The sequence below is a fragment of the Pedobacter sp. AW31-3R genome, assembly GCF_052180285.1.
GTDB lineage: Bacteria > Bacteroidota > Bacteroidia > Sphingobacteriales > Sphingobacteriaceae > Pedobacter.
In genome coordinates this window covers 800,477-821,416 of record NZ_CP197475.1, presented here as the reverse complement: position 1 = coordinate 821,416, position 20,940 = coordinate 800,477, and the positions used below count along the sequence as shown (strand labels likewise).

The 20,940-nt window shown below is 43.3% G+C and carries 14 protein-coding genes; 1 reads left to right on the top strand and 13 read right to left on the bottom strand.

The window, feature by feature from the left end; genetic code table 11:
• Window positions 1-2: 2 nt before the first annotated feature.
• The 13 genes from ACSBL2_RS03440 to ACSBL2_RS03380 form a co-directional block, all read right to left on the bottom strand.
• On the bottom strand, window positions 3-1,844 hold the full coding sequence (locus ACSBL2_RS03440; protein WP_442590276.1) for a beta-galactosidase: 1,842 nt from the start codon (window positions 1,842-1,844) through the stop codon (window positions 3-5).
• Window positions 1,845-2,084: 240 nt separating this feature from the next.
• Window positions 2,085-3,671, bottom strand: a complete 1,587-nt coding sequence (locus ACSBL2_RS03435) for a RagB/SusD family nutrient uptake outer membrane protein (protein ID WP_442590275.1) — start codon at window positions 3,669-3,671, stop codon at window positions 2,085-2,087.
• A gap of 10 nt (window positions 3,672-3,681) precedes the next feature.
• On the bottom strand, window positions 3,682-6,960 hold the full coding sequence (locus tag ACSBL2_RS03430; protein ID WP_442590274.1) for a TonB-dependent receptor: 3,279 nt from the start codon (window positions 6,958-6,960) through the stop codon (window positions 3,682-3,684).
• 273 nt (window positions 6,961-7,233) lie between these two features.
• Entirely contained in the window at window positions 7,234-8,442 is a 1,209-nt protein-coding gene (locus ACSBL2_RS03425; RefSeq protein WP_442590273.1) for a FecR family protein, read from the bottom strand.
• 83 nt (window positions 8,443-8,525) lie between these two features.
• Entirely contained in the window at window positions 8,526-9,197 is a 672-nt protein-coding gene (locus ACSBL2_RS03420; protein WP_442590272.1) for an RNA polymerase sigma factor, read from the bottom strand.
• A gap of 108 nt (window positions 9,198-9,305) precedes the next feature.
• Window positions 9,306-10,508 (bottom strand): glycoside hydrolase family 88/105 protein, encoded by a 1,203-nt coding sequence (locus ACSBL2_RS03415; protein WP_442590271.1) that lies wholly within the window; start codon window positions 10,506-10,508, stop codon window positions 9,306-9,308.
• 72 nt (window positions 10,509-10,580) lie between these two features.
• Window positions 10,581-12,233 carry a glycoside hydrolase family 43 protein gene (locus tag ACSBL2_RS03410; protein WP_442590270.1) on the bottom strand — a complete coding sequence of 551 codons (1,653 nt, stop codon included), beginning with the start codon at window positions 12,231-12,233 and terminating at the stop codon, window positions 10,581-10,583.
• 49 nt (window positions 12,234-12,282) lie between these two features.
• On the bottom strand, window positions 12,283-13,050 hold the full coding sequence (locus ACSBL2_RS03405; RefSeq protein WP_442590269.1) for a rhamnogalacturonan acetylesterase: 768 nt from the start codon (window positions 13,048-13,050) through the stop codon (window positions 12,283-12,285).
• Window positions 13,051-13,818 (bottom strand): rhamnogalacturonan acetylesterase, encoded by a 768-nt coding sequence (locus ACSBL2_RS03400; protein ID WP_442590268.1) that lies wholly within the window; start codon window positions 13,816-13,818, stop codon window positions 13,051-13,053.
• Window positions 13,819-14,820, bottom strand: coding sequence for a pectinesterase family protein (locus ACSBL2_RS03395; protein ID WP_442590267.1), 1,002 nt, complete (start codon window positions 14,818-14,820; stop codon window positions 13,819-13,821).
• Window positions 14,821-14,926: 106 nt separating this feature from the next.
• Complete coding sequence (locus tag ACSBL2_RS03390) at window positions 14,927-16,558, bottom strand: RagB/SusD family nutrient uptake outer membrane protein (protein WP_442590266.1); 1,632 nt, start codon at window positions 16,556-16,558, stop codon at window positions 14,927-14,929.
• 19 nt (window positions 16,559-16,577) lie between these two features.
• On the bottom strand, window positions 16,578-19,541 hold the full coding sequence (locus ACSBL2_RS03385; RefSeq protein ID WP_442590265.1) for a SusC/RagA family TonB-linked outer membrane protein: 2,964 nt from the start codon (window positions 19,539-19,541) through the stop codon (window positions 16,578-16,580).
• A 45-nt stretch (window positions 19,542-19,586) separates the two neighbouring features.
• The gene (locus ACSBL2_RS03380; protein ID WP_442590264.1) at window positions 19,587-19,721 is read right to left on the bottom strand and encodes a hypothetical protein; all 135 of its coding nucleotides are present in this window, start codon (window positions 19,719-19,721) and stop codon (window positions 19,587-19,589) included.
• A gap of 156 nt (window positions 19,722-19,877) precedes the next feature.
• Between ACSBL2_RS03380 and ACSBL2_RS03375 the strand changes: the two genes are divergently transcribed.
• A complete protein-coding gene (locus ACSBL2_RS03375) occupies window positions 19,878-20,864 on the top strand; it encodes a Gfo/Idh/MocA family protein (RefSeq protein ID WP_442590263.1) in 987 nt (328 codons plus the stop codon).
• Window positions 20,865-20,940: the final 76 nt, after the last annotated feature.

Genomic DNA, 20,940 nt, shown 5'->3' with positions numbered 1-20,940 from the left:
TTTTATTTAACTACGGCTACACTGTCAAGAATTGGGTCTGCTAAAGTTGAGATTTTCTGATGCCCGGATTTTAACTGGTCGAATACCACAATTTCGTTATTTCCCTTATTTAACCATACCGCAGGAACATAGATCGTTTGCTGGGCGCCGATCTGCCAGTATTTACCCAGGTTATGACCGTTCAGAAAAACAAATCCTTTGCCGAAGGAGCGCATATCGAGATACGTATCTGCTACATCAGTTAATTTGAAAGTTCCTTTATATAAAGCCGGCTGCACCTTCTCAACCGATTTTTTACCAGCAGCACTGCTAAACTTCCATCCCTTTAGATTTGCGAAAGGCAGGCGGTAGATCTTCCAGTTCTCAACAGCCTTTCCGTCCAATGATACTTCTCTGGTAATTCCATGCCGGTTATCCGTTAGATAAGGGCCGTAATTGATCCTTCCATTATTTTCAACCAGAATATCAAGAACTGCATCCTTGGGGACGTCAGGCAATGACAGTGAATCCTTGTTGATCCTTCTGTCCAAAGTACCGACTTGTTTTCCATTGATATAAATGCTGGCATAATCCCTCAGCTCTTTCACCCTCAGCAGACCTGCTTTGGTAAGGCGTGTTCTATACAATACAAATCCATAAGCCTGATTAAGATCCTCAAAGGTCAGCGGAGTTTTTGAAATGACTGGTTCAGGCAACTGGCCGAATGTTGGAGCATAACTGTCAAGTTTGATATCATGAATTGCGATCGTTCTTTTTTTAACAGGAACAGCAGGTAATTCCTGTCCGGCAGGTAAATGTTTCGCAATGACTGCCCTGAATTTCAAAAATTTATCCGTGGGGTTACCCGCTTCATCCAGAGGTGAGTCGTAATCATAACTGGATACCTGTGGTGCATAAGGTTCATTTTTGTTCATATTGGCACCATTCATAAAATCACGTGTGGTACCGCCATGGAACATATACATATTAATAGAAATTCCTGCACCAAGGATAGCATCCAGCTTTTTAGCCGATTCATCAGCCGACACACGCGCATGTTTCTCTCCCCAGTGATCGAACCATCCCGGATACCATTCTGCCACATAGTAAGGCCCTTTGCCCTCATGGTGTTTATTGATCAGTGCTTTTACCTGGGCAGGATCTTCCAGGCCATTCACCGCAGGTAAATAACCCGGAAGATAACCTTTAGTCATCTGGTCTGCACCATCACAGGTAAACAGCACACCGTCAAAACCTGCCTCACGGAAAATTTTGCGGTTCAGGTCCATGTAACTCTTATCATCACTATAGGAACCATATTCATTTTCAATCTGTACCATCAGAATATTACCTCCATGCGTAACCTGCAAGGGCACCAGTTGTTTGGCCAGCTGGCCGATATACTTTGTATAGGCATCTATAAACTTAGGGTCTTTACTGCGCACCTTTACGGAACTATCTTTAAGCAACCACCATGGATAACCGCCAAACTCCCATTCGGCGCAAGCATACGGACTAGGCCGCATGACTACCCAAAGTCCTTCTTCCTGTGCAATCTTTACAAATTCTGCGATGTTGTTGTTGCCACTGAAATCATATTTACCCTGGTTTTCCTCATGGGCATTCCAAAATACATAGGTACCAATGGTATTCAGGCCCATGGCTTTGGCCATCTTCATACGATCGCGCCAGTATTCTTTAGGGATCCGGGCACAGTGCATCTCCCCGGAGATCATTTGTAAAGGTTTTCCATCCAGAAGGAAGGTGGAGTCGCCCAACTCGAATTTGTGGGTAGCTTTCTGTGCCATGAGGTTACTGCCCAAGAGTAAGAGTACAGCGGATAATAGGATAATGGTTCGTTTCATCTGTTTATGTGTTGTGTGTCAAGTCATAGGATGCAGCCCTTTAGAATTAAAGCAAAATTACCCTGTGTGTTTGATAATTGGGTTAATCATTTCGGGTCTGCAAGGTAAAAATAGGTTGTATTTTTTGAATAGGAATAGATAGATGTGATATAAAAACAGGCAAAGTCATAAGCGTTAATATTCAGTATTGAAATCATTAGCGGTTAAGGCTTTGCCTGCAGGTATTTTTTTATTTACAGACTACCAGCCTGGATTCTGAACAAGGTTCTTGTTCAGGTCCATTTCATTTTGTGGAATTGGCCACAGATAATCACGGCTTACATTAAATGAACGGTTTTCCACCAGTACATGTGAACCATAGTCAGCCCTGTCCGTATTGAAATTATTTAGAATCCCATATACATTACCGGGCATTACCGTTTCTGCGATTTTCCATCTGCGGATATCAAACAGGCGGTTATCCTCGAGTGGAAATTCTACACGTCTTTCCCGATGAATGATTGCCCGCAACGCGGTTTGTGAAGATGCAGTTGCTGAAGTTACCGCAGGCATATTTACACCAGTCCTCTGTCTAACCCTATTGATCGCATCATAAACTGACTGATCAATAGTTCCAGCCTCCACCTTTGCTTCTGCATAAGTTAACAGGATCTCCGCATAACGCAGCAAAATAATATCATTATAAGAGTTATTATCATAATTACCTGAAATTACTGCAGGAACATATTTCTTAAAGTAGTAACCTGTAAATGAAGCATTGTTCTTGGTCAGACCATCGATGGAATTCGTCGCGGTAACGTCAATAGTAATTCCATTAACAACAGTTCCGGGCACCACAACGGTTAATTTTAATCTTGGATCGCGGTTATCAAATGGTTTACTGGCATTGTATAACGGAGAGGTCGCAATAGTATTCCCATCAGTACATTCATATTCATCTACCAGACTTTGTAAAGGTACCATTTGCGACCAGCCACCTAAAGATGGGCCACCTACCCAGGTTGCCGTACCATTAGTTGCAGTATTTGCAAGATAACGTCCTGATAGAATAATTTCGCTACTGTTCTTATTTGTGCCATCAAACAGACTTAAATAATTGTTATCAATTTGATATTGATTCAAATCCATCACCGCCTTTGCTGCAGTAGCAGCATTTGTCCAGTCGCCTTCGTACAGATAAGTTCTTGCTTTTAATGCCAAAGCTGCTCCCCTTGTTGCTCTCCCTGCATCGGCAGCGGCATATGTGAGGGGAAGATCATTGGCAATTGTGTCCATCTCTTTGACAATAAAATCTGCCACCTGAGCCCTGGGCGTACGGGTAACCATAAATTCATCTACAGTTTGTACGTGTGTAATTAAGGGAACATCACCATACATCCCAATAAGTTGCTGGTAAGCATAGGCACGCAGGAACCGGGCTTCCCCTTTAAGTCTGTTCCTGGTTTCGTCGGACATTCCGCTTACCTTTCCAATATTATCAAGTACATTATTTGACGCACCAATCATTTTATAGAAGTTTTGCCAGTAATGGTTAAATACCCCGGTACTTGTTGTAGCCGTTCCATTTCCTGCGTAGATGATATCTGATGGCCAGTTACTCCATGAAAAACTATCGTCTGTTGCACCCGATAAGAAAATTCTGTCCCAGAAATCTCCGAGATAACGGTAAATAAAGGTCGTTGCCTGAACTGCATTGGTTTCTGTTTTCCAGTAGTTCGCACTGGAAGTACCATCATTAGGTTGCAGATCGAGTGCCCCCTTTTTACAGGCAGAGAAGCTGATAGTCATAAATGCTACTACTGCAAGTATATATTGAATTCTTTTCATGTCTGTATTTTTAAAAATTTGCATTTAAACCAAATGTGTAAGTCTTCACCTGAGGATAGTAGCGGTTGTCATTTGGCGACTCAGGGTCGATATCATTGGCAAGGCTGCTGAAGGTGAGAAGATTTTGTCCGGATGCATATAATCTCAATTTAGATAGACCTATTTTACTAATCAGGGAAGAATTGAAAGTATATCCCAGCTGTGCACTTTTCAGACGCAGGTAAGATCCGCTTTTCACCCAGAAAGAAGAGGACATATAGTTCAAATTAGAAGTACTTAATCTCGGGAAAGCGGCATCCGTGTTCGTTGGTGTCCAGCTATCTTCATGAATAGCCTTGAAATTACCATCTGTACTTAACGGCGCCTTTTCAATAGCTAAAGTACTGATATCTACTTTTCCAACTCCCTGAAATAAAGCAGAGAAGTCAAAACCTTTATAGCTGGCCCCAAGGTTAATCCCATAGGTGTAACGCGGAATATTACTTCCCAGATAAACCCTGTCCTGTGCATTGATTACACCATCACCATTCTGATCCTTATAGATCAGATCGCCCGCAGCGGTATTCGCAGATTGGGTAGCATGAGCCGAGACTTCCGCGGCCGACTGGAATATACCTTCAGTCTCATAACCATAGTAGGCACCAATAGGAATTCCAGTCTTATATCCTGTAGTATTGAGGTTATTGTCTGTAGTCAGGAAATCTGTTCCTTTCAGGTCAGTGATTTTATTCTTTACATCAGAAATGTTTCCACCAATAGTATACTTGAAATCATCACCGATGCTACCATTGTAATTTACACTGAATTCAAATCCGGTATTTTGCATACTTCCGGCATTCTGATAAGAAGGATCAAAACCTACAGTAGAAGGAATATCCAACAGATACAAAATGTTATCGGTAGTCTTTTTGTAATAATCAAAAGTAAATCTCAGTTTGTTCTGAAACACACTCAAATCCAATCCAATATCAGCCATGGTAGTCGTCTCCCAACCCAGCCCGGCATTCTGATACTGAATCTGTCCGGCTCCAGGAGTAAGGACACCCCCAAAAGGATAATTGTAAGTATAACCAAAAGTAGACTGATAAGGATAATTTGCGGCTCCATCTGATGAGCCAAGCAGTGGATTATCATTACCCAGCTTTCCCCATGATCCTCTTAGTTTTAATTCCTGCAGCCAGGAAACGTCCTTCATAAAATTCTCCTTCGCAATATTCCAGCCCGCTGAGAATGAAGGGAACCAACCCCAGTTTGACCCATCTGGAAAACGTGAAGAACCATCACGCCGGATATTCGCTTCTAAAAGGTATTTATCATCATAAGAATAATTAAATCTTCCGAAGTATGATAAAAGTAAATAGTCTGTAGAACTTCCAGAGTTCGTTGCCGTACTGGCATCACCGGCATCAATCTCAGATAAACTACCATCAGTAATATTATTACGGAAGGCAGTCAGGTAATCATAACTCTCACTCAGTCTTGATGCCCCCCCAAGAAAAGCCAGATTATGTTTACCAATTACCTTTTTGTAGTTTACCAACGCCTGGTAATTTTGCATCCAGTAGCTGGTCTGCTCTTTTCTAATATTATTCGTCCCCAGGGTCATAGGAACCTTCGTTCCATAATTGATATATTCAAACGACTTATTGTTGATACTGTTAAATGAACTCTGATAGTTGTCTGAAGCGAGTGCAGAAATGGTTAAGCCATCAATAATTTTATAGGTCAGTTTAAAATTACCGATAAATAGGTTTTTCTTGTAATCATACAAACCACCCTCTTCCTGTAAACGAATCGGATTTTGTCCCCCACGCAAAGTAGCCCAGGTTCCATCAGTATATTTGTCAACAGCCAAAGGATTTGCAATCGCGGCCTGACTAAACTGGTACCATGCAGAACCTTCCTGTCCTTGCGGCTCCGTGCGATCAGATATATTCGCAGAAATATCTGCACTGAAATCCAGTCTGCTGCTTATTTTTGAATCTGTATTTAAACGAACTGTCAAACGATCGAAATCCATATTTTTCACCAGACCTGACTGATCGAAATAGTTGGCAGAGAACCGGTATTGATTTTTTTCTGTTCCACCGCCTATGGCAAGGCTATGCTGCTGTTGAAATCCGTTACCAGTCAACACCTTATCTAACCAGGAATTATCCGGATAGTTATTGAGATCACGTCCTGGATTATCATACTGAGCAATCTGTGCATCCGAATAAACAGCACCGGCACCGGAGTTTGTGTAGGTTAAATTTGCAAGCTTCATAAATTGCTGTGCCCCTACGTATTCCGACAAACGTGCCGGATCCTGCCAACCGAAATAATTAGAGTAGCTGATACTTGTTTTCTCTTTAGATCCTCTTTTTGTAGTGATAAGTACAACGCCATTCGCCGCACGAACACCGTAAATAGAAGAAGCAGCAGCATCTTTTAAGATGGAATAACTTTCCACGTCATTCATGTCAACATTATTCATATCCGTTTGAACACCGTCTACCAGCACCAATGGGTTATTGTTGTTCAGCGTACCAATACCACGTATACGAATGGTACCGGCATCGGCACCTGGCTGACCGCTGGTTGTGGTAATGGTCACACCGGAAGCTACTCCCTGCAATGCTGATGAAGCTTGTCCAACTGGCTTGTAGCTGATATCATCACCTTTTACAGAAGTTATCGCTCCGGTAAGGTTTGCCTTTTTCTGCGTTCCATACGCAACGACAACAACTTCCGACAATGCTTTCACATCAGGTTTCATGCTCACATCAATTTGTGTGCGGTTGTTAATAGCCAGTTCCTGTGTAGCGTATCCGATAAAGGTGAAGACCAAAGTTCCAGCCCCATCAGGAACCACAATAGCATAATTACCATTGGTATCTGACGATGTTCCCGTAGTCGATCCTTTCAGGTTAATACCGGCACCAGGGATTGGCAGTCCGTTTTCATCTGTCACCTTACCTTTCACCGTTACCTTCTGTATTGGGGTAAACGAAGCAGGTTTTTCTTTGACAATGATGTTTTTTTCATCGAGCACATAGCTTAACGGCAAGCCCTTAAAGCAGCTATCGAGAACCTCCTCAATAGGGGTATTAACGAAATTAACATCTCTATTCTTCAGTTTATTGATCAGTTCAGGTGACCAGAACACACTGTAACCGGTTTGTTTATTGATTTCTTTAAATACTTGTTTCAGGCTTGCATTTTTCTGGCTGAAGTTAATCCGCTGGCCAAAACCTGCGGCACTCAGCTGCATAAATGCAGCGAAAAGTAACAATGTAGTAAGCTTCATAACGAGCAGGAATTTCTTTATGTAGCCGGAAGGCCTACAAAAGTTTATTGTAAAATTTTTATACATTTATGTATCTGTTAAAATTTAATAATGTGATTGACAATTTGCATATGGGTTTATCAGATGAAATCAGGGACATCGCGAGTGTTCCTGATTTAATTTTAAACCATTTACTGCCGCTACGTGGAGTTTTGTTTCTGGTTCATGTGGTTTAGATTTATGGTTATGTATTTAGTTATATGTTGGTTTCTTTTAGTTGACAAGCATCGGGAACTATTTCTTCGGTGAAATGATCACCTTTCTGCCCTGGAGCACAAAACTGGCATTCCCCACCTGATTCAATCTTTTCAGCAATTGTGATACATTGGCAAAACGGGTACTGTAAGCCGCAAAAAGTTCTTTTTTGAGAGAAGCATCGGTATATACCACGTCCAGATCATACCACCTGCTGATTTTATTCATCACACTCCATAACTCTTCATCATCGAAATGGAAATATCCGTTCTTCCATGCAACCGCCAGTTCGGGATCTACATTGGAAATGTGGATATGCTCAGCTACTTCAGCCTGTTGTCCAGGTTTGAGGAAGGAAGATCCAGTACCTGCCGTAACTTTTACAGCTCCTTCCAGCAATGTAGTTGTAGTGCTGAGGTCGTCGTCATAGGAAGAGACATTGAAATGTGTGCCCAGCACTTCCACAGATTGTCTCTCTGTAGTCACCACAAAAGGATGTTTTTTATCTTTGGCCACCTCAAAATAAGCCTCACCGGTCAACATTACTGTTCGTTTCTCTGAGGAACTGAACTGTACAGGAAATTTAACAGAAGAAGCCGAATTCAGCCACACCTGACTTCCATCAGGCAAATTCACCTGGTATTGCCCTCCCCTTGGGGTAGAAATGGTATTATATAGTGCCCCGCCCTCAGCAGAAGCAGGTCCGGTATTTTCGATATGGTAGACCAGTTTTCCGTCTTTCGCTTTCGTGATGCTGATCCCGGGTTGTTTAGCAAGTTGTCCGTTAGCGGATGCGGTCAGTACAATCTTCCTCCCGTCTGCCAGTGTAAGTATGGCCGCGTCTTTTCCCGGTGCCACATCAGCGCTTACCGTCTTGTGTGCAGATTTCAGCTTTGCGCCTGACTTCTCCATTTTAAAGAATAGAGACACCGAAAATATCACCATGACCGATGCCGCAACGGCTGAGAGCCTTAACAGGAGTAAAATGCGCGATTTCTTTGGAACTTCCTCTTCAACAGAAAGCTCTTCAGCAGTAACAATATTCCTGAACCGCTCGTTCAGCACCAGACGTACTTCGTCTGACAGCTCCTCAGGATGCACTTTCCGGGTAAGCTGGGCAAGGATTAAATCCCCGGATAAAGACCTGTTGTCCTTATCTGACAAAAAAGCTATGATCTGTGTGACTTCTTCTTCAGAACACTCATTATTGATTAGTTTCTCGAACAATGAGTTAGGAATATCGTTCATATCTCTGGCTAAATTTCACTAAAGACGCCTGAGAAAGAAATTCGGGGGGATCGGTTTTATATTTTTTTTTACAATTTACGATTTCACCTTAAAAACACCAGAAAAAGAAGCACCAAAACAAGCTCCATATTAGAAATAAGAAAAATCTTCACCAGATTACTGGCTTTACCAAGGTATTCTTTTACCGTATGGGGAGATATACCCATTTTTTCTGCCGTTTCCTTGTAGGTAAACCCTTCAATTTTGCAAAATTGATAAACTGCCCGCTGCTGAGGTGATAGCTGCTCCAATGCCTGTTTTAGAAAATGGGTACTTTCCTTATAGTACATGGCTTTCTCTACATCTTCATCATGGGCTGTAGCCACATTTTTGAAATGCTCCAGCATCTTCCTGTCCCGTTGAAGCCGTCTGTAAAAGTCATGCACCAGATTTTGTGCTGTCCGGTACAGGTAGCTCAGAAAATCTGTTTCAATATTTAAATCGGCCTTCCTCTGCCAGATCCTGGTGAAAAGCTCCTGAATAAGCTCTTCTGTGGTGAACTCATCTTTGACCATCTTAAAGATGTTCACATATAGTCTGGGACTATACAAATGATACAATTGCTCAAAAGCCTGCTTGTCACCCTCACGGAGCTTACCGATAAGTTCAGATTCTGAAGGAGGAAGGGGGCTATCAGGAATATTCATGAATTGACCAAGATACAACGTAAGAATTAAAACCACACTATGGCCTGCACCTAATTTTTTTATCAGCATACATCCGGCTAGCAGGAGAAACAGAAAAAATAGGAGAAACAGAAAAAAGCTATGCAGTACCACGCTGCATAGCCCTACTTAACACACCATAAACCACGGCTTATCCTATCAGTTTCCCGATTTCTTCACCGCTTCAATTTCATTTGCTGCAAGAATAAATGCACCGATCCCTTTAGGGTCATTGGTAATCACCTTCTCACTGATATAATATTCATAACTTCCATCCCGGTACGGAGTACCCCCTAAGCCAGATACGGTAACTGTCCCTTTCAGGTTGACCTGTCCTGCCTTTGCTCCCTTCTCTATAAACTCTTTCTTAATGCCATCATATCCGGTAAGGGCTGTTTTCAGCTCAGAAGCCGGTAAATACCCTTTACGAACAGCTTTCGCAACCGTATACACGAACATGCAGGAGGCAGAAGCTTCCACATAATTCCCTTTCTCCTTTGCTTTGTCCAGTACGTCAAACCATACCCCGGTTTTGGGATCCTGATATTTCCTGATGGCAGTATTTAATCTGCCAAGGATAGCGACCAACTCTTTTCTCCTGGGGTGTTGCTGAGGAAAATTTTCCAGTACATCTACCAATGCCATTCCATACCAGCCCATTGCCCTTCCCCAGAAATGGGGAGAGGTACCAGTGGTTTTATTCGCCCAGCGCTGTTCTTTTGATTCGTCCCATCCATGATAGAGCAAACCTGTTTTCGGATCACGGGCATGGCGCTCCATAAAAACAAACTGATTGGCAATATCATCAAAGGCGGCCGCATTTTTTACGAGTGAGGCATACTCAGCATAGAATGGTTGTCCCATGTACAGTCCATCCAGCCACATCTGCCATGGATAAATCTTTTTATGCCAGAAACCTCCTTCTTTAGTCCGGGGCTGGTCTTTCAGCTGATCCCATAATAAGGTAGCAGCCTTAAAGTATTTCTCCTCCCTGGTTATCCTGTACAAGGCGAGCAATGATCTGCCATTTTTCACATTATCGATATTGTGGTCCTGTTGTTTATATCGCTTTATCGTACCTTCCGGGCTAACGAAAAAGTCCATCGACTTTTGCATATACTTCAGATAGGTATCATCACCTGTCCGTTTCCAGATTCCATCAATTCCTTCCAGGATAACGCCCTGGTCGTACGACCATTTCACGGGTTTACCCGGATGCATTTCCAGTGAATCCGGCCATTTATCCATTACCGTTGCTGCCATCTGCTCCGATAGCGGTTTTTCCTGTGCCTGTAACAGCCCCATATTTCCCGCAGCGAATACGCAATACAGGGCCATATGAGTTAAAAAAGATCTTTTCATTTTATCATGTAAGTGCTTACCTTTTGCTGAGCCAAATGAATAACCCGACAATACTGAAGCTATTTTAATAGTTTAATGTATTCTGAACCAATCGTAATCCGCATAACCGGAATCATTGGTCTTCTCTGTTCTTGTTGCAAACAAACCAACCTTTGCGCCTATCCATTGTCCGGCATCGGCCTCAAATAGATCTCCTGCATTTGTAAAGTGTGTTCCATCCAGACTGTAGCTAAACTGGCACATCCCTCCCTTTTTAACGGCAACCCTGAAATATACTTCGTTGCCTTTTAACTTATCCAGCACCTTTTCCGATTCTGCCTTACCCTTATTTGCTGCCTTCGCCACGCCGTAAACAATCGAAATTCCATTCTTACTGCTTTTCAGTGACAGGCTGGCATAACTCATGCCCATCACTATCAGTCCCGTTCTTTCATTTTCCAGCTTCGGATTTGGAACAAACTTCAGTCGAGTTGTCGCAGTAAACACCTCGGTGGGAAACTTCTGCAGCAAAATATTGGGCACATCCCAGTAACTTCCCGCACTATCCGGAACCTGATCTGTATACAGACGTAAAACTCCGGATGCAGCATTAGAAAATGCCCATGTTGGTTTTGGGTTAGCCTGCCATTGCCACTGCAGACCCAATTTATTTCCGTTAAACTCATCGCTTTCAGCAGGTGTGCGTACCGGCCATGTTTTGCCAACATTGGGTTTTTTATAGGTCATTACCGGTTCCCCCTTTCCGTCGCCGTCCGGGTCTATACCAATGACCGGCCAGTCTTTCAACCAACGCATAGGCTGCAGGTGTACCACACGTCCGTAAACCCCTTTATCCTGGAAATGCAGGAACCAATCTTCCCCTGTTTGTGTATCCACCCATGCGCCCTGGTGGGGGCCGTTTACAGGAGATTTCCCCTGGTCCATCGCCACCCTGCGTTCATAAGGCCCGTAGATATTCTTCGACCGTAAGATGAGTTGCCAACCGGTAGATACTCCTCCCGCAGGGGCGAAAATATAATAGTAGCCATTTCTCTTGTAAAACTTAGGCCCTTCAATCGTTGGGTCCAGCTCATGTCCATCGTAGACAATGGTACCCGCATTCAGCGTCCGGTCTCCCGCAGTGTTCAGCTCCTTTACGGCGATGACACTTTTTATTCCTGCCCTGCTCCCGGCGTAGGCGTAGGCCAGGTAAACCCGGCCATTATCATCCCAAAGCGGACAGGGATCAATCAATCCTTTTCCAGCTTCTACCAGTTCCGGGGCCGACCAGTCCGCTGCAGGATCTTTTGCTTTGATCACATAAATACCAAAATCCGGATCCGGATAATAGATATAGAATTCGCCCTTGTGGTAACGTATTGCAGGTGCCCATACGCCATTGCCATGTTGGGTTTTAGCAAAATGTTCAAATGGAGGCTGACGAACCAAGGCATGGTTCACAATGGTCCAGTTCACCAGGTCCTTGGAATGGAGGATAGGTAATCCAGGCACCCCATCAAAACTGGAAGCGACCATATAAAAATCATCTCCTACACGAATCGCATCAGGATCAGAGTAATCGGCATCCAGTACAGGGTTTTTATATTTTCCATTGCCCAGGTCGGCCACCCATACTTTGGACACCTCCGGGGCTGTTTTTTGCTGCGTTGACTGTGCCTGTACAGCCATGCAGATGCCCATACTGAGTAAGCTTAATGTTGCTTTTATCGAATAATTTTGATACATATATTTGGTTTCCTTGCTTAAAAATCCGGAGATATTGAAATGCGATAGGTTATTTACTTACAGGTTTTACCAGGTGGCTGACGAGGTCGGGGTACAAGACCCTAATCCTCTTTAAAACCAGCTGTGCCATTTCCCTTGCCCCAAGTTCATTAAAATGGGTATTGTCTTTCTGTCCTTCAGGATATATTGGGTTAACGCCAGGTTCAATCTGCATGAACAACAATTTTGTAAGCTCTGGCCCCATTTTCTGATAAAGAGCCCTGCTGTCATGGTCCAGGTCAATTACAGGTACATCCTGCTGTTTTCCTACTTCAAAAACAGCAGCAGTATATTCTTTATGGGTTTCCTCAGCAATGCCCTGCTGGTCAAAACGCATTCTGGACACAGGCGTAACCAATACGGGAATAGCTTTCTTCTGACGGCTTTCTGCAATGAACCTGACCAGGTTCTTTTTGTAATCTTCCACTGGGGTGTAACGGTCTTTGTATCTTTCTTCTTTCGCTTCATCATTGTGTCCGAACTGCATAAACACATAATCACCAGCCTTCAGGCTATCAGCAATCGGCTTCCACCTGTTTTCACTGATAAAAGTACGGGTACTGCGGCCCCCTCTGGCCCTGTTTTCCACTTGTACCGTGCCATCGAAAAAATTAGCGAAGGGCATTCCCCAGCCGGTAACCGGAGCCCTTTCCGGTCCGTAAACACACATCGTGGAATCACCAATCATCCATATGGTCATTGGCTGATCGGCCATTTTAAAAGCCATGACCACCAGGATCAGTATGGCCATACCCAATTTAAAAACTGATTTATACATTTATTTTTTCACAAAAGGTTTAACAATATGTTTTGCAAGATCAAGCTTCAGTACCTTAATTTCCTTTAAAACCAGCTGGGCAATTTCCCTTGCCCCCAATTCATTGAAATGGGTATTATCTACCTTTCCTTCCGGATAGTTAGGGTGATCGCCTGGCTGCAAATGATTGAATAATAATTTTGACCCTTCTTCTCCCAGCTTCTGATACAGTTCAATACTCTTCCGATCAAGATCGATCAGGGGTACCTTTTGTGCAGCAGCCACCTCACGCAACAGTCCACTGTATACAGGATGTGTTTCAAGGGCTTTTCCTGTCGCATCAAAACTTCTTCGCGATACCGGGGTAATCAACACCGGATGGGCTTTCTTACGCCGTGTTTCAGTGACAAACCTGAGCAGGTTGGCTTTGAAGGCCTCAGGGGTAGTATAGGCTTTCTTCGTCTCCACCTCATCATTATGTCCGAACTGTATCAACACATAATCTCCTTTCTGCAAGCTGTCTGCTACCGACTGCCACCGCTTTTCATTGATAAATGATTTGGTACTCCTGCCGTTCTGTGCACGGTTATCAACGATCACCCCTTCATCAAAGAAATTCACGAATGGCATTCCCCATCCGTTTTCCGGATAACCTTTCTTTTCCTTAATGGAGATCGTTGAATCTCCGATCAGGTAAACTCTGATTTTCCTGCCGGGAGCAATAAAAGACACCAGCAAAGCTATACTCAGGATAGCTCCCAATTTTACATATACTTTATACTTCATCATCTATTTTATTTCAGGATTCCATGGACTGCCCTGCTGAAATATATTCGCCAGCACATAGGTCTTCAGTTCCTTTTGAGTTAATTGCTTTGACCAGCTTGCACGGTTTGCCGTACTGCCGCCGGTACTCTTATATTCTGCATAAAATGCGGTTTTATCTTTATCAGGAAACATGGCATCACCCACCCATGGATCCCATCCCGCAGGAACAATATGTGCGCCCATCTGCGTGCGGATAAACACTGTTTTGGCATAGGGTCTCCAGGGCCTGCCAAGGAATACTTTTGTAGCTTCCGGAGCGGTAATCAGTTGACAGTCGAAAAATACATACCCGAATTTCTGCGCGGCCGATGTAGCGGCTGCAGTAATATAGGAATTGCTCAGGCTTTTAATGGTACAGCTTTGAAATACCACAGTCGCCTCACCAAATATAAAATCAGTTGTCCCTTCGACATAACAATTCACATAATACTGGCGGCTATTGGCCGTCGCGGTAAACAAAGTATCCTGATTGCCCAGTAACCTGCAGTTTTTAAAAATTGCCTGGTCGCCTTCCACATGGAGTGCTACCGCTTGCCCCACCCTTCCGGAAGTATTTTGAATAGTGAGATTTTCAGCAGTGAAGTTATTGCCCTGCACCAAAACCGTATAGGAAGTATAGGTACTAAATTTATCCCTGCCATACAGGTCATGTCCAGCGGGATAATCCTTACCGGAGAAATCAGCATTGGTAATAATGGTATTCGTGGCATCTTCACCAATAAGGGTAACCCTGGTCTTCCAGGAGGGAATGATCAGCTTTTCAGGATAGATCCCTTTTTGAATAAAAATCTTTACCTCCAGGGCACCAAGATCCCTGATGGAATTGACAGCTTCCTGAATGGTCTTGTAATCACCACTCCCATCCTGTGCTACATGGATAGTTGAAGGGTATTTCTGCTGTGCATAACCTGCAGTGGTTAAGCACAGGAAACAGAAAAACCAAATTATACGTATCGATTTCATTTATTTTTGTTTTTAATTGTCAGATGACGCCTTTGATGATTAAAATAATGATTGTCCTGCGTACTTCATCATTATTTACCCATTCCAGGTTCGTTATTTTAAAATCCTACTGATATCCGGGGTTTTGTTTAAACTCTTCTTTATTTGTGATCGCATCCATCTGTGCGCGCGGAATAGGTCGTACAGTATGAAACTCCTGTATAGTTGCGGCATTCGGATTATGTGCTTTCACACGTTCCAGCAATTTACCTGTTCTTTTCAGATCGAACCAGCGCATCTGTTCACCTGCAAACTCACGGGCGCGTTCATCCAAAATAAAATCTATTGTGATCTGTTCCGGTGTTACCTGCATCTCTGCCACCTTACCTGGTTTTGCAGCCCTGGTACGGAGTACATTGATATAGCTCGCTGCCTCTGTCAGGTTACCCAGATTGAAATCGGCCTCGGCTGCGATAAGGTATAGCTCGGCAAAACGAATAACAAATGCATCACGGGCACTCTGAGCTTCATTTGCACTTAATCTGGTAGGATCATCAAACTTATTCAGCGATACATAGTGCAATTGATCCTTTACTGTTCCATTGGCATTATACACCGCGTTACGGTCAAATGTTTTATACAGCTTTCCAGCCGGAGCATAAACATTTTTTGTAGCGAAGATAGCCGTATCCCCTACTTTAAGACCTGTGGTAGTAGCAGAGTTGGCATACCATACTGTTTTAAATGAACCTTCATAACGGGAATCATTTTCACTGTACAGGTCCAACAGGAAGCGCGTAGGCATATAACGGTTAAATGGTCTTCCATTGGCAATATCACGTATCATTCCAGGCTGGTCATCGTATTTCATCGCAAATACCATGTGACCGTTATTACTACCGCGGCTATGTCCCAAAGGATTCAGAATTTTATCCAGGAGATCATTCAATACCAGATTGGTAGAGTAATTCACGGCATAAACTACCTCCGTATTTTTCACATTGGCCATTTTCCAGAGATCTGCATACGCCGGCAGCAGGCGGTAACCATACCCTCCATTAATCACTGCGGCAGCCATATCCCTTGCTTCAGTAAATTTATTCTGCGTCAGATACATTCTTGCAAGAAAAGCCTGAGCAGCAGGTTTGGTCACCCTGCCATAATCCTTGGTCGTGACAGGCAGGTTGCTTACTGCAAATAACAGGTCATCAATAATCTGTTTATTGAAAGTTTCCACTGGTGTTTTATTCGCTGTAGTCACTATACCTACGGTTTCTTCAAGAGAAAAATGTACTCCACCCCAGGTTTGAACAATATGCCAATAGTAGAACGCCCTAAGAAATTTCAGTTCTGCTTCACGTACAGGTCTTACCTCTGCCGCCAGTCCTGCTCCGCTAATCCGGTTAATTCCTGTATTGCATAAATTGATTACGGCATACAACTGCTGCCATTCAGTTGTCAGTAGAGAATTCCCGGCCTGCAGATTAATATACTGGGTTAAGTCAGTGCTGATATCCCCTGCTCCGCTCATCCACAGGTCAGTCCCCATTTCAGAAATACTGAACCCTTCTTCCTTACCATACCACCAGCGCTGGTAAGCGTAGGCACCATTGACCAATGTTTCAAATCCCTCTGGCGTAGTAAAAACACTTTCAGCTGTTACACCGGTATAATTCTTCTCTTGCAAATCTTTTTTGCAGGAAACCGACATCGTCAGTCCTGCTAAAACCATTAATCCCTTATATATGAAATGTCTCATGTCTGTTCTATTTAATTTTCTAAAAAGTTGCATTTAATCCGAAGGTATACAGCTTAGTCATCGGAGCATTCTCTGAGCCGCCTCTTTCAGGGTCATAATCATTCAGCAGATCTGACTTCGTATAAGTAAATGGATTTCTTGCGGTGGCATACACACGTACGCTTTTTATAAAAGTTTTCTCCAGAATTGCTTTTGGAACAGTATACCCCAGGGTAATATTCCTGAGTCTGACAAAAGATCCGTCAGTATAGCCTAGACTGCTGGAGTATAATGTTGAAGCAAGTGAAATGTTTTTATTCGGACGCGGATAGTCATTACTTGGATTTTCCGGAGTCCAGTAATTAATAATTGAAGAGCTGTTACCAACGCCCTGCGGATCGTATCTTCTCAGGAAGTCGGCATAAATTGTCTGTCCTATCCTTGCAAAAATATAAACGTTTAAGTCCCAGGATTTATAGTTAAAAGTATTCTCCAGACCACCGCTCCATTTAGGTCTGTTTGTTCCTATAATCTTACGGTCATTGGTCGCATCAATCTTGCCATCATTATTTAAATCTCTCACTCTGATATCCCCTGGTTTTTGGCCGAATTTCGCTGCTTCTTCTGCATCGGCGGTTTGCCAAATCCCAATCTTATCATAATCGTAATAAGCTTGCACCGGGGATCCCACAAACCAGGAATTCAGCACATCAGATTGTGAACCTCCTGCCAGTGCAGTAATTTTCTCCACATTCCTGCTGAAACTTACATTGGTCGTCCATTTAAAATCTGTATTGTCAATGTTCCTGGAAGAGATATAGATTTCCAGACCTTTATTACTCGTTTCAGCAACATTCTGTACAATACTGGTAAAACCTGTGGTGGGTGGCAGACTTCTGTTCAACAGTAAATCATATGTTTTAGACGAATAGTAATTCACCGTTGCAGTAATTCTGCTTTTAAACAAAGCGATCTCCATACCTAGGTCGCTCGTTTTTGTCTTTTCCCAGGTAAGGCCAATATTCCCCAATACTGGTGAATAGGTATAGGCCAGGGCCGAAGCATCGTCATAGGCAAATGCCAATTTTGACAGCGAGCTCTGGGTAGCATAGGCACTGATATTATCACTTCCCGCAACACCATAACTATACTTCAGTTTCAGGTCACTGATCACCTTGTTATTCTTTAGAAAATCTTCATCACTCACTCTCCAGGCTATGGCTGCAGAAGGGAAAAAGGCCCATTTATTACCTTCTGCAAGTTTAGAAGAACCATCTGTTCTTCCTGTGGCTGTCAACAGGTATTTACCTTTATAGGCATAGTTTAATCTGCCGGCAAAGGAAACCAGGTTACTCATTTTATAAGTTGAAATCACTGCCTGGTTCTGGGTATTTCCAAGCCCATAGAAAAGCTGTGATTTTAACAATTGATTCTCACCGGAGGCTGCAACATCATCATATCTGTTATACAGTAAGCTATTAATTCCTGTAATGGTAAAGGAGTGATCTTTAATCTCCTTATTGTAGGTAATAAAGTTCTCAATATTAATCAGGTGGCTATTCGTTGCGGTATAGGTAGCTTTGGGTGCCGATCCGTTACGGTCAATAGAATAACGTCCTGCGTAGGTTCCGTTACGGTCAGTATTCAGGTTCACCCCGACATTGGATCTTGCCGTAAATCCTGTAAAAGGTTTAAACTCCATATAAGCCGACAACAAAGTGCGGTTAATGATTGTCTCATTGGCAGTAACTTCAGGTTGTTCATCCATCAGTGGATTCACAAACGTACCTGAAAGCGGATAAGTAATGATATTTCCGTCAGCATCATACACTGTTCCGAGCGGAGAGATTTTATTCGCCTGATTCAATGGATCCCTTCGGTTACTCTGCTCATAATGGGTAAATTGTCCCTGCATTCCTGTTTTAAAATACTTTCCGATATTCTGGTCGAGATTTAAACGTGCGGTATAACGTGTCGATTCATCCATTTTCAGGATACCGTTTTCATCCAGGTAATCCAGTGAAAAATAAACCTTGGTATTCTCATTTCCTGCCCTTACACCCAACTGGTAATCCTGCTGATGGCCATCATGAATCAGCAGGTCCTGATAATTGATATAATCCCTGTTCTGTACCGCAGCATATTCTGCAGAATTAAAGATTTTGATATCATCGGCAGGACTTGACCAGTTGCCCGTTGTACGGTGTGCTTCGCGGCGTTGCTGAAGAAACTGGTCGCCATTCATCACTGTCGGATATCTGGCTACCTGGGAAATACCGTAATAAGAATTCAAGGAAACTGTGGCTTCCCCGGATATTCCTTTTTTGGTGGTAATCAGGATAACCCCATTGGCCCCCCTTGATCCATATATCGCTGTAGATGAAGCATCTTTCAGGATCTCCATAGAGGCGATGTCATTTGGATTTAAATCCTGCAAACTGCCATATTGTACCCCATCTACAATAATGAGTGGCCCGTTGGCTGCGGAAATAGATCTTGTTCCCCTGATATTGATATTGACTCCGGAAGATGCAGAACCGCTGCTTCTGGTAATGTCTACCCCCGGAACTTTCCCCTGAATAGATTCCAGTGGATTGGAAGAAGGTACTTTAGCGATATCTTCTCCTTTTACAGAAACTACAGATCCGGTGAGGTCCCTTTTTTTCACCGTTCCGTATCCGATCACCACGACTTCATTTAATGCGGTTTCATCCGGTGACAGTTTCACATTCAGCTGTGTCTGGTTACCCACAGTAATCTCCTGTTTGATATACCCGATAGAATTGACCACCAGCACAACATTGCTGCCGGAGATACTTAAACTAAATTTTCCATTAACGTCTGTACCGGTCCCTTTTGTAGAACCCTTGATGAGTATACTTGCTCCGATAAGGGTTTCGCCTGTTTTGGCATCTGTGATCTGGCCAGAGATCGTCCGGGTTTGCGCCCGCAGCATGCTACAAAAAAAGCATAGCATAGCCACTAAAAGATAAAATTTCTTCATGATAGTTGTTTAGGTAGTAGTTACTTATTCTTTATTTGCTGAATGTTAGCGGTTATTCAGGCAGATAAAGGCAAATTTTTCAACTTCTGTATGCTGATCGAATACATCTCTCCATCCTTGCAGATAGGGAACTGACCTGGGCAAAGGCAATCGATTGCCTTTTTTGAATAAACTTTTCATACATTTTTGTCATTTGGTTACTACCAATTTAGAGAGTTTGAAACGACATCCCTAATTAAATCTGTGCAATCGTTCCCGGAAAATAGCCTTAAAAACCATTTCAGCCCTATTTACAGAATGACTAACTTGGCCCATTCAACTCAAAAATAAGGAGATATGCAGGAAATTAAATGGGGTATCATTGGTTGCGGCGATGTGACTGAAATAAAGAGTGGACCGGCTTTCAACAAGGTCCCGAATTCTTCATTGGTTGCCGTCATGCGCAGGGATGCCGCTAAAGCTGCAGACTATGCAGCAAGGCACCAGGTTCCTAAATGGTACAGTGATGCGTCCGACCTGATCAATGATCCTGAAGTAAATGCCATTTATATTGCAACCCCACCCTTGCAGCATGAGGTATATACCTTAGAGGCATTGGCAGCAGGAAAACCTGTGTATGTGGAGAAACCAATGGCCATCAACGCCGCTTCAGCCCTCAGGATGAAAGAAGCTACCGTAAAATACGGGGTTAAACTGGTGGTGGCGCACTACAGAAGGGCACAGCCATTTTTCCTTAAGATCAAAAAGATGCTCGCAGAAAATGTAATCGGGGATGTACGTTTCGTTCAGCTACAGATGCTGCAGCCGAAGCAGACCAATATCATCGCCAATTCAGAAACGAACTGGAGAATGGATCCCGCACTTTCCGGCGGCGGACTATTCCATGATCTCGCCCCCCATCAACTCGACCTGATGCTGTATTATTTTGGCCCAGTCAGCCGGTCGTCCGGAATAGCCGTTCAGCAGGATAATCCCTTTGGTGTAGATGATCTGATTACGGGGCAGATGTTATTTGACAATGGCATAGTCTTTACTGGCACCTGGTGTTTCAGTGTCTCCCCTGCTGAACAACAAGATGTTTGTGAGATTTATGGAAGTAAAGGGAAGATCAGTTTTCCCATATTTGGCAATAAAATAACCCTCTCGCTGGATGGTACTGATGAAGAATTTATATTTGAACCCCTTCAGCATGTGGAACAGCCGATGATCAAACAAACAGTTGAATATTTTCTGGGCCAGGCAGATAACCCCTGCAGTGCCGGGGAAGCACTTGCTTCGATGGAATTACTCGACAGTTTTACAGGGAAAGACATTAAAGCATGAAAATAGCAAGCAAGAAGCAGCAATCCACCTTGCGACATCATTTTTATTGGCAGATGCTCTTTTCTGTGGCAACAGC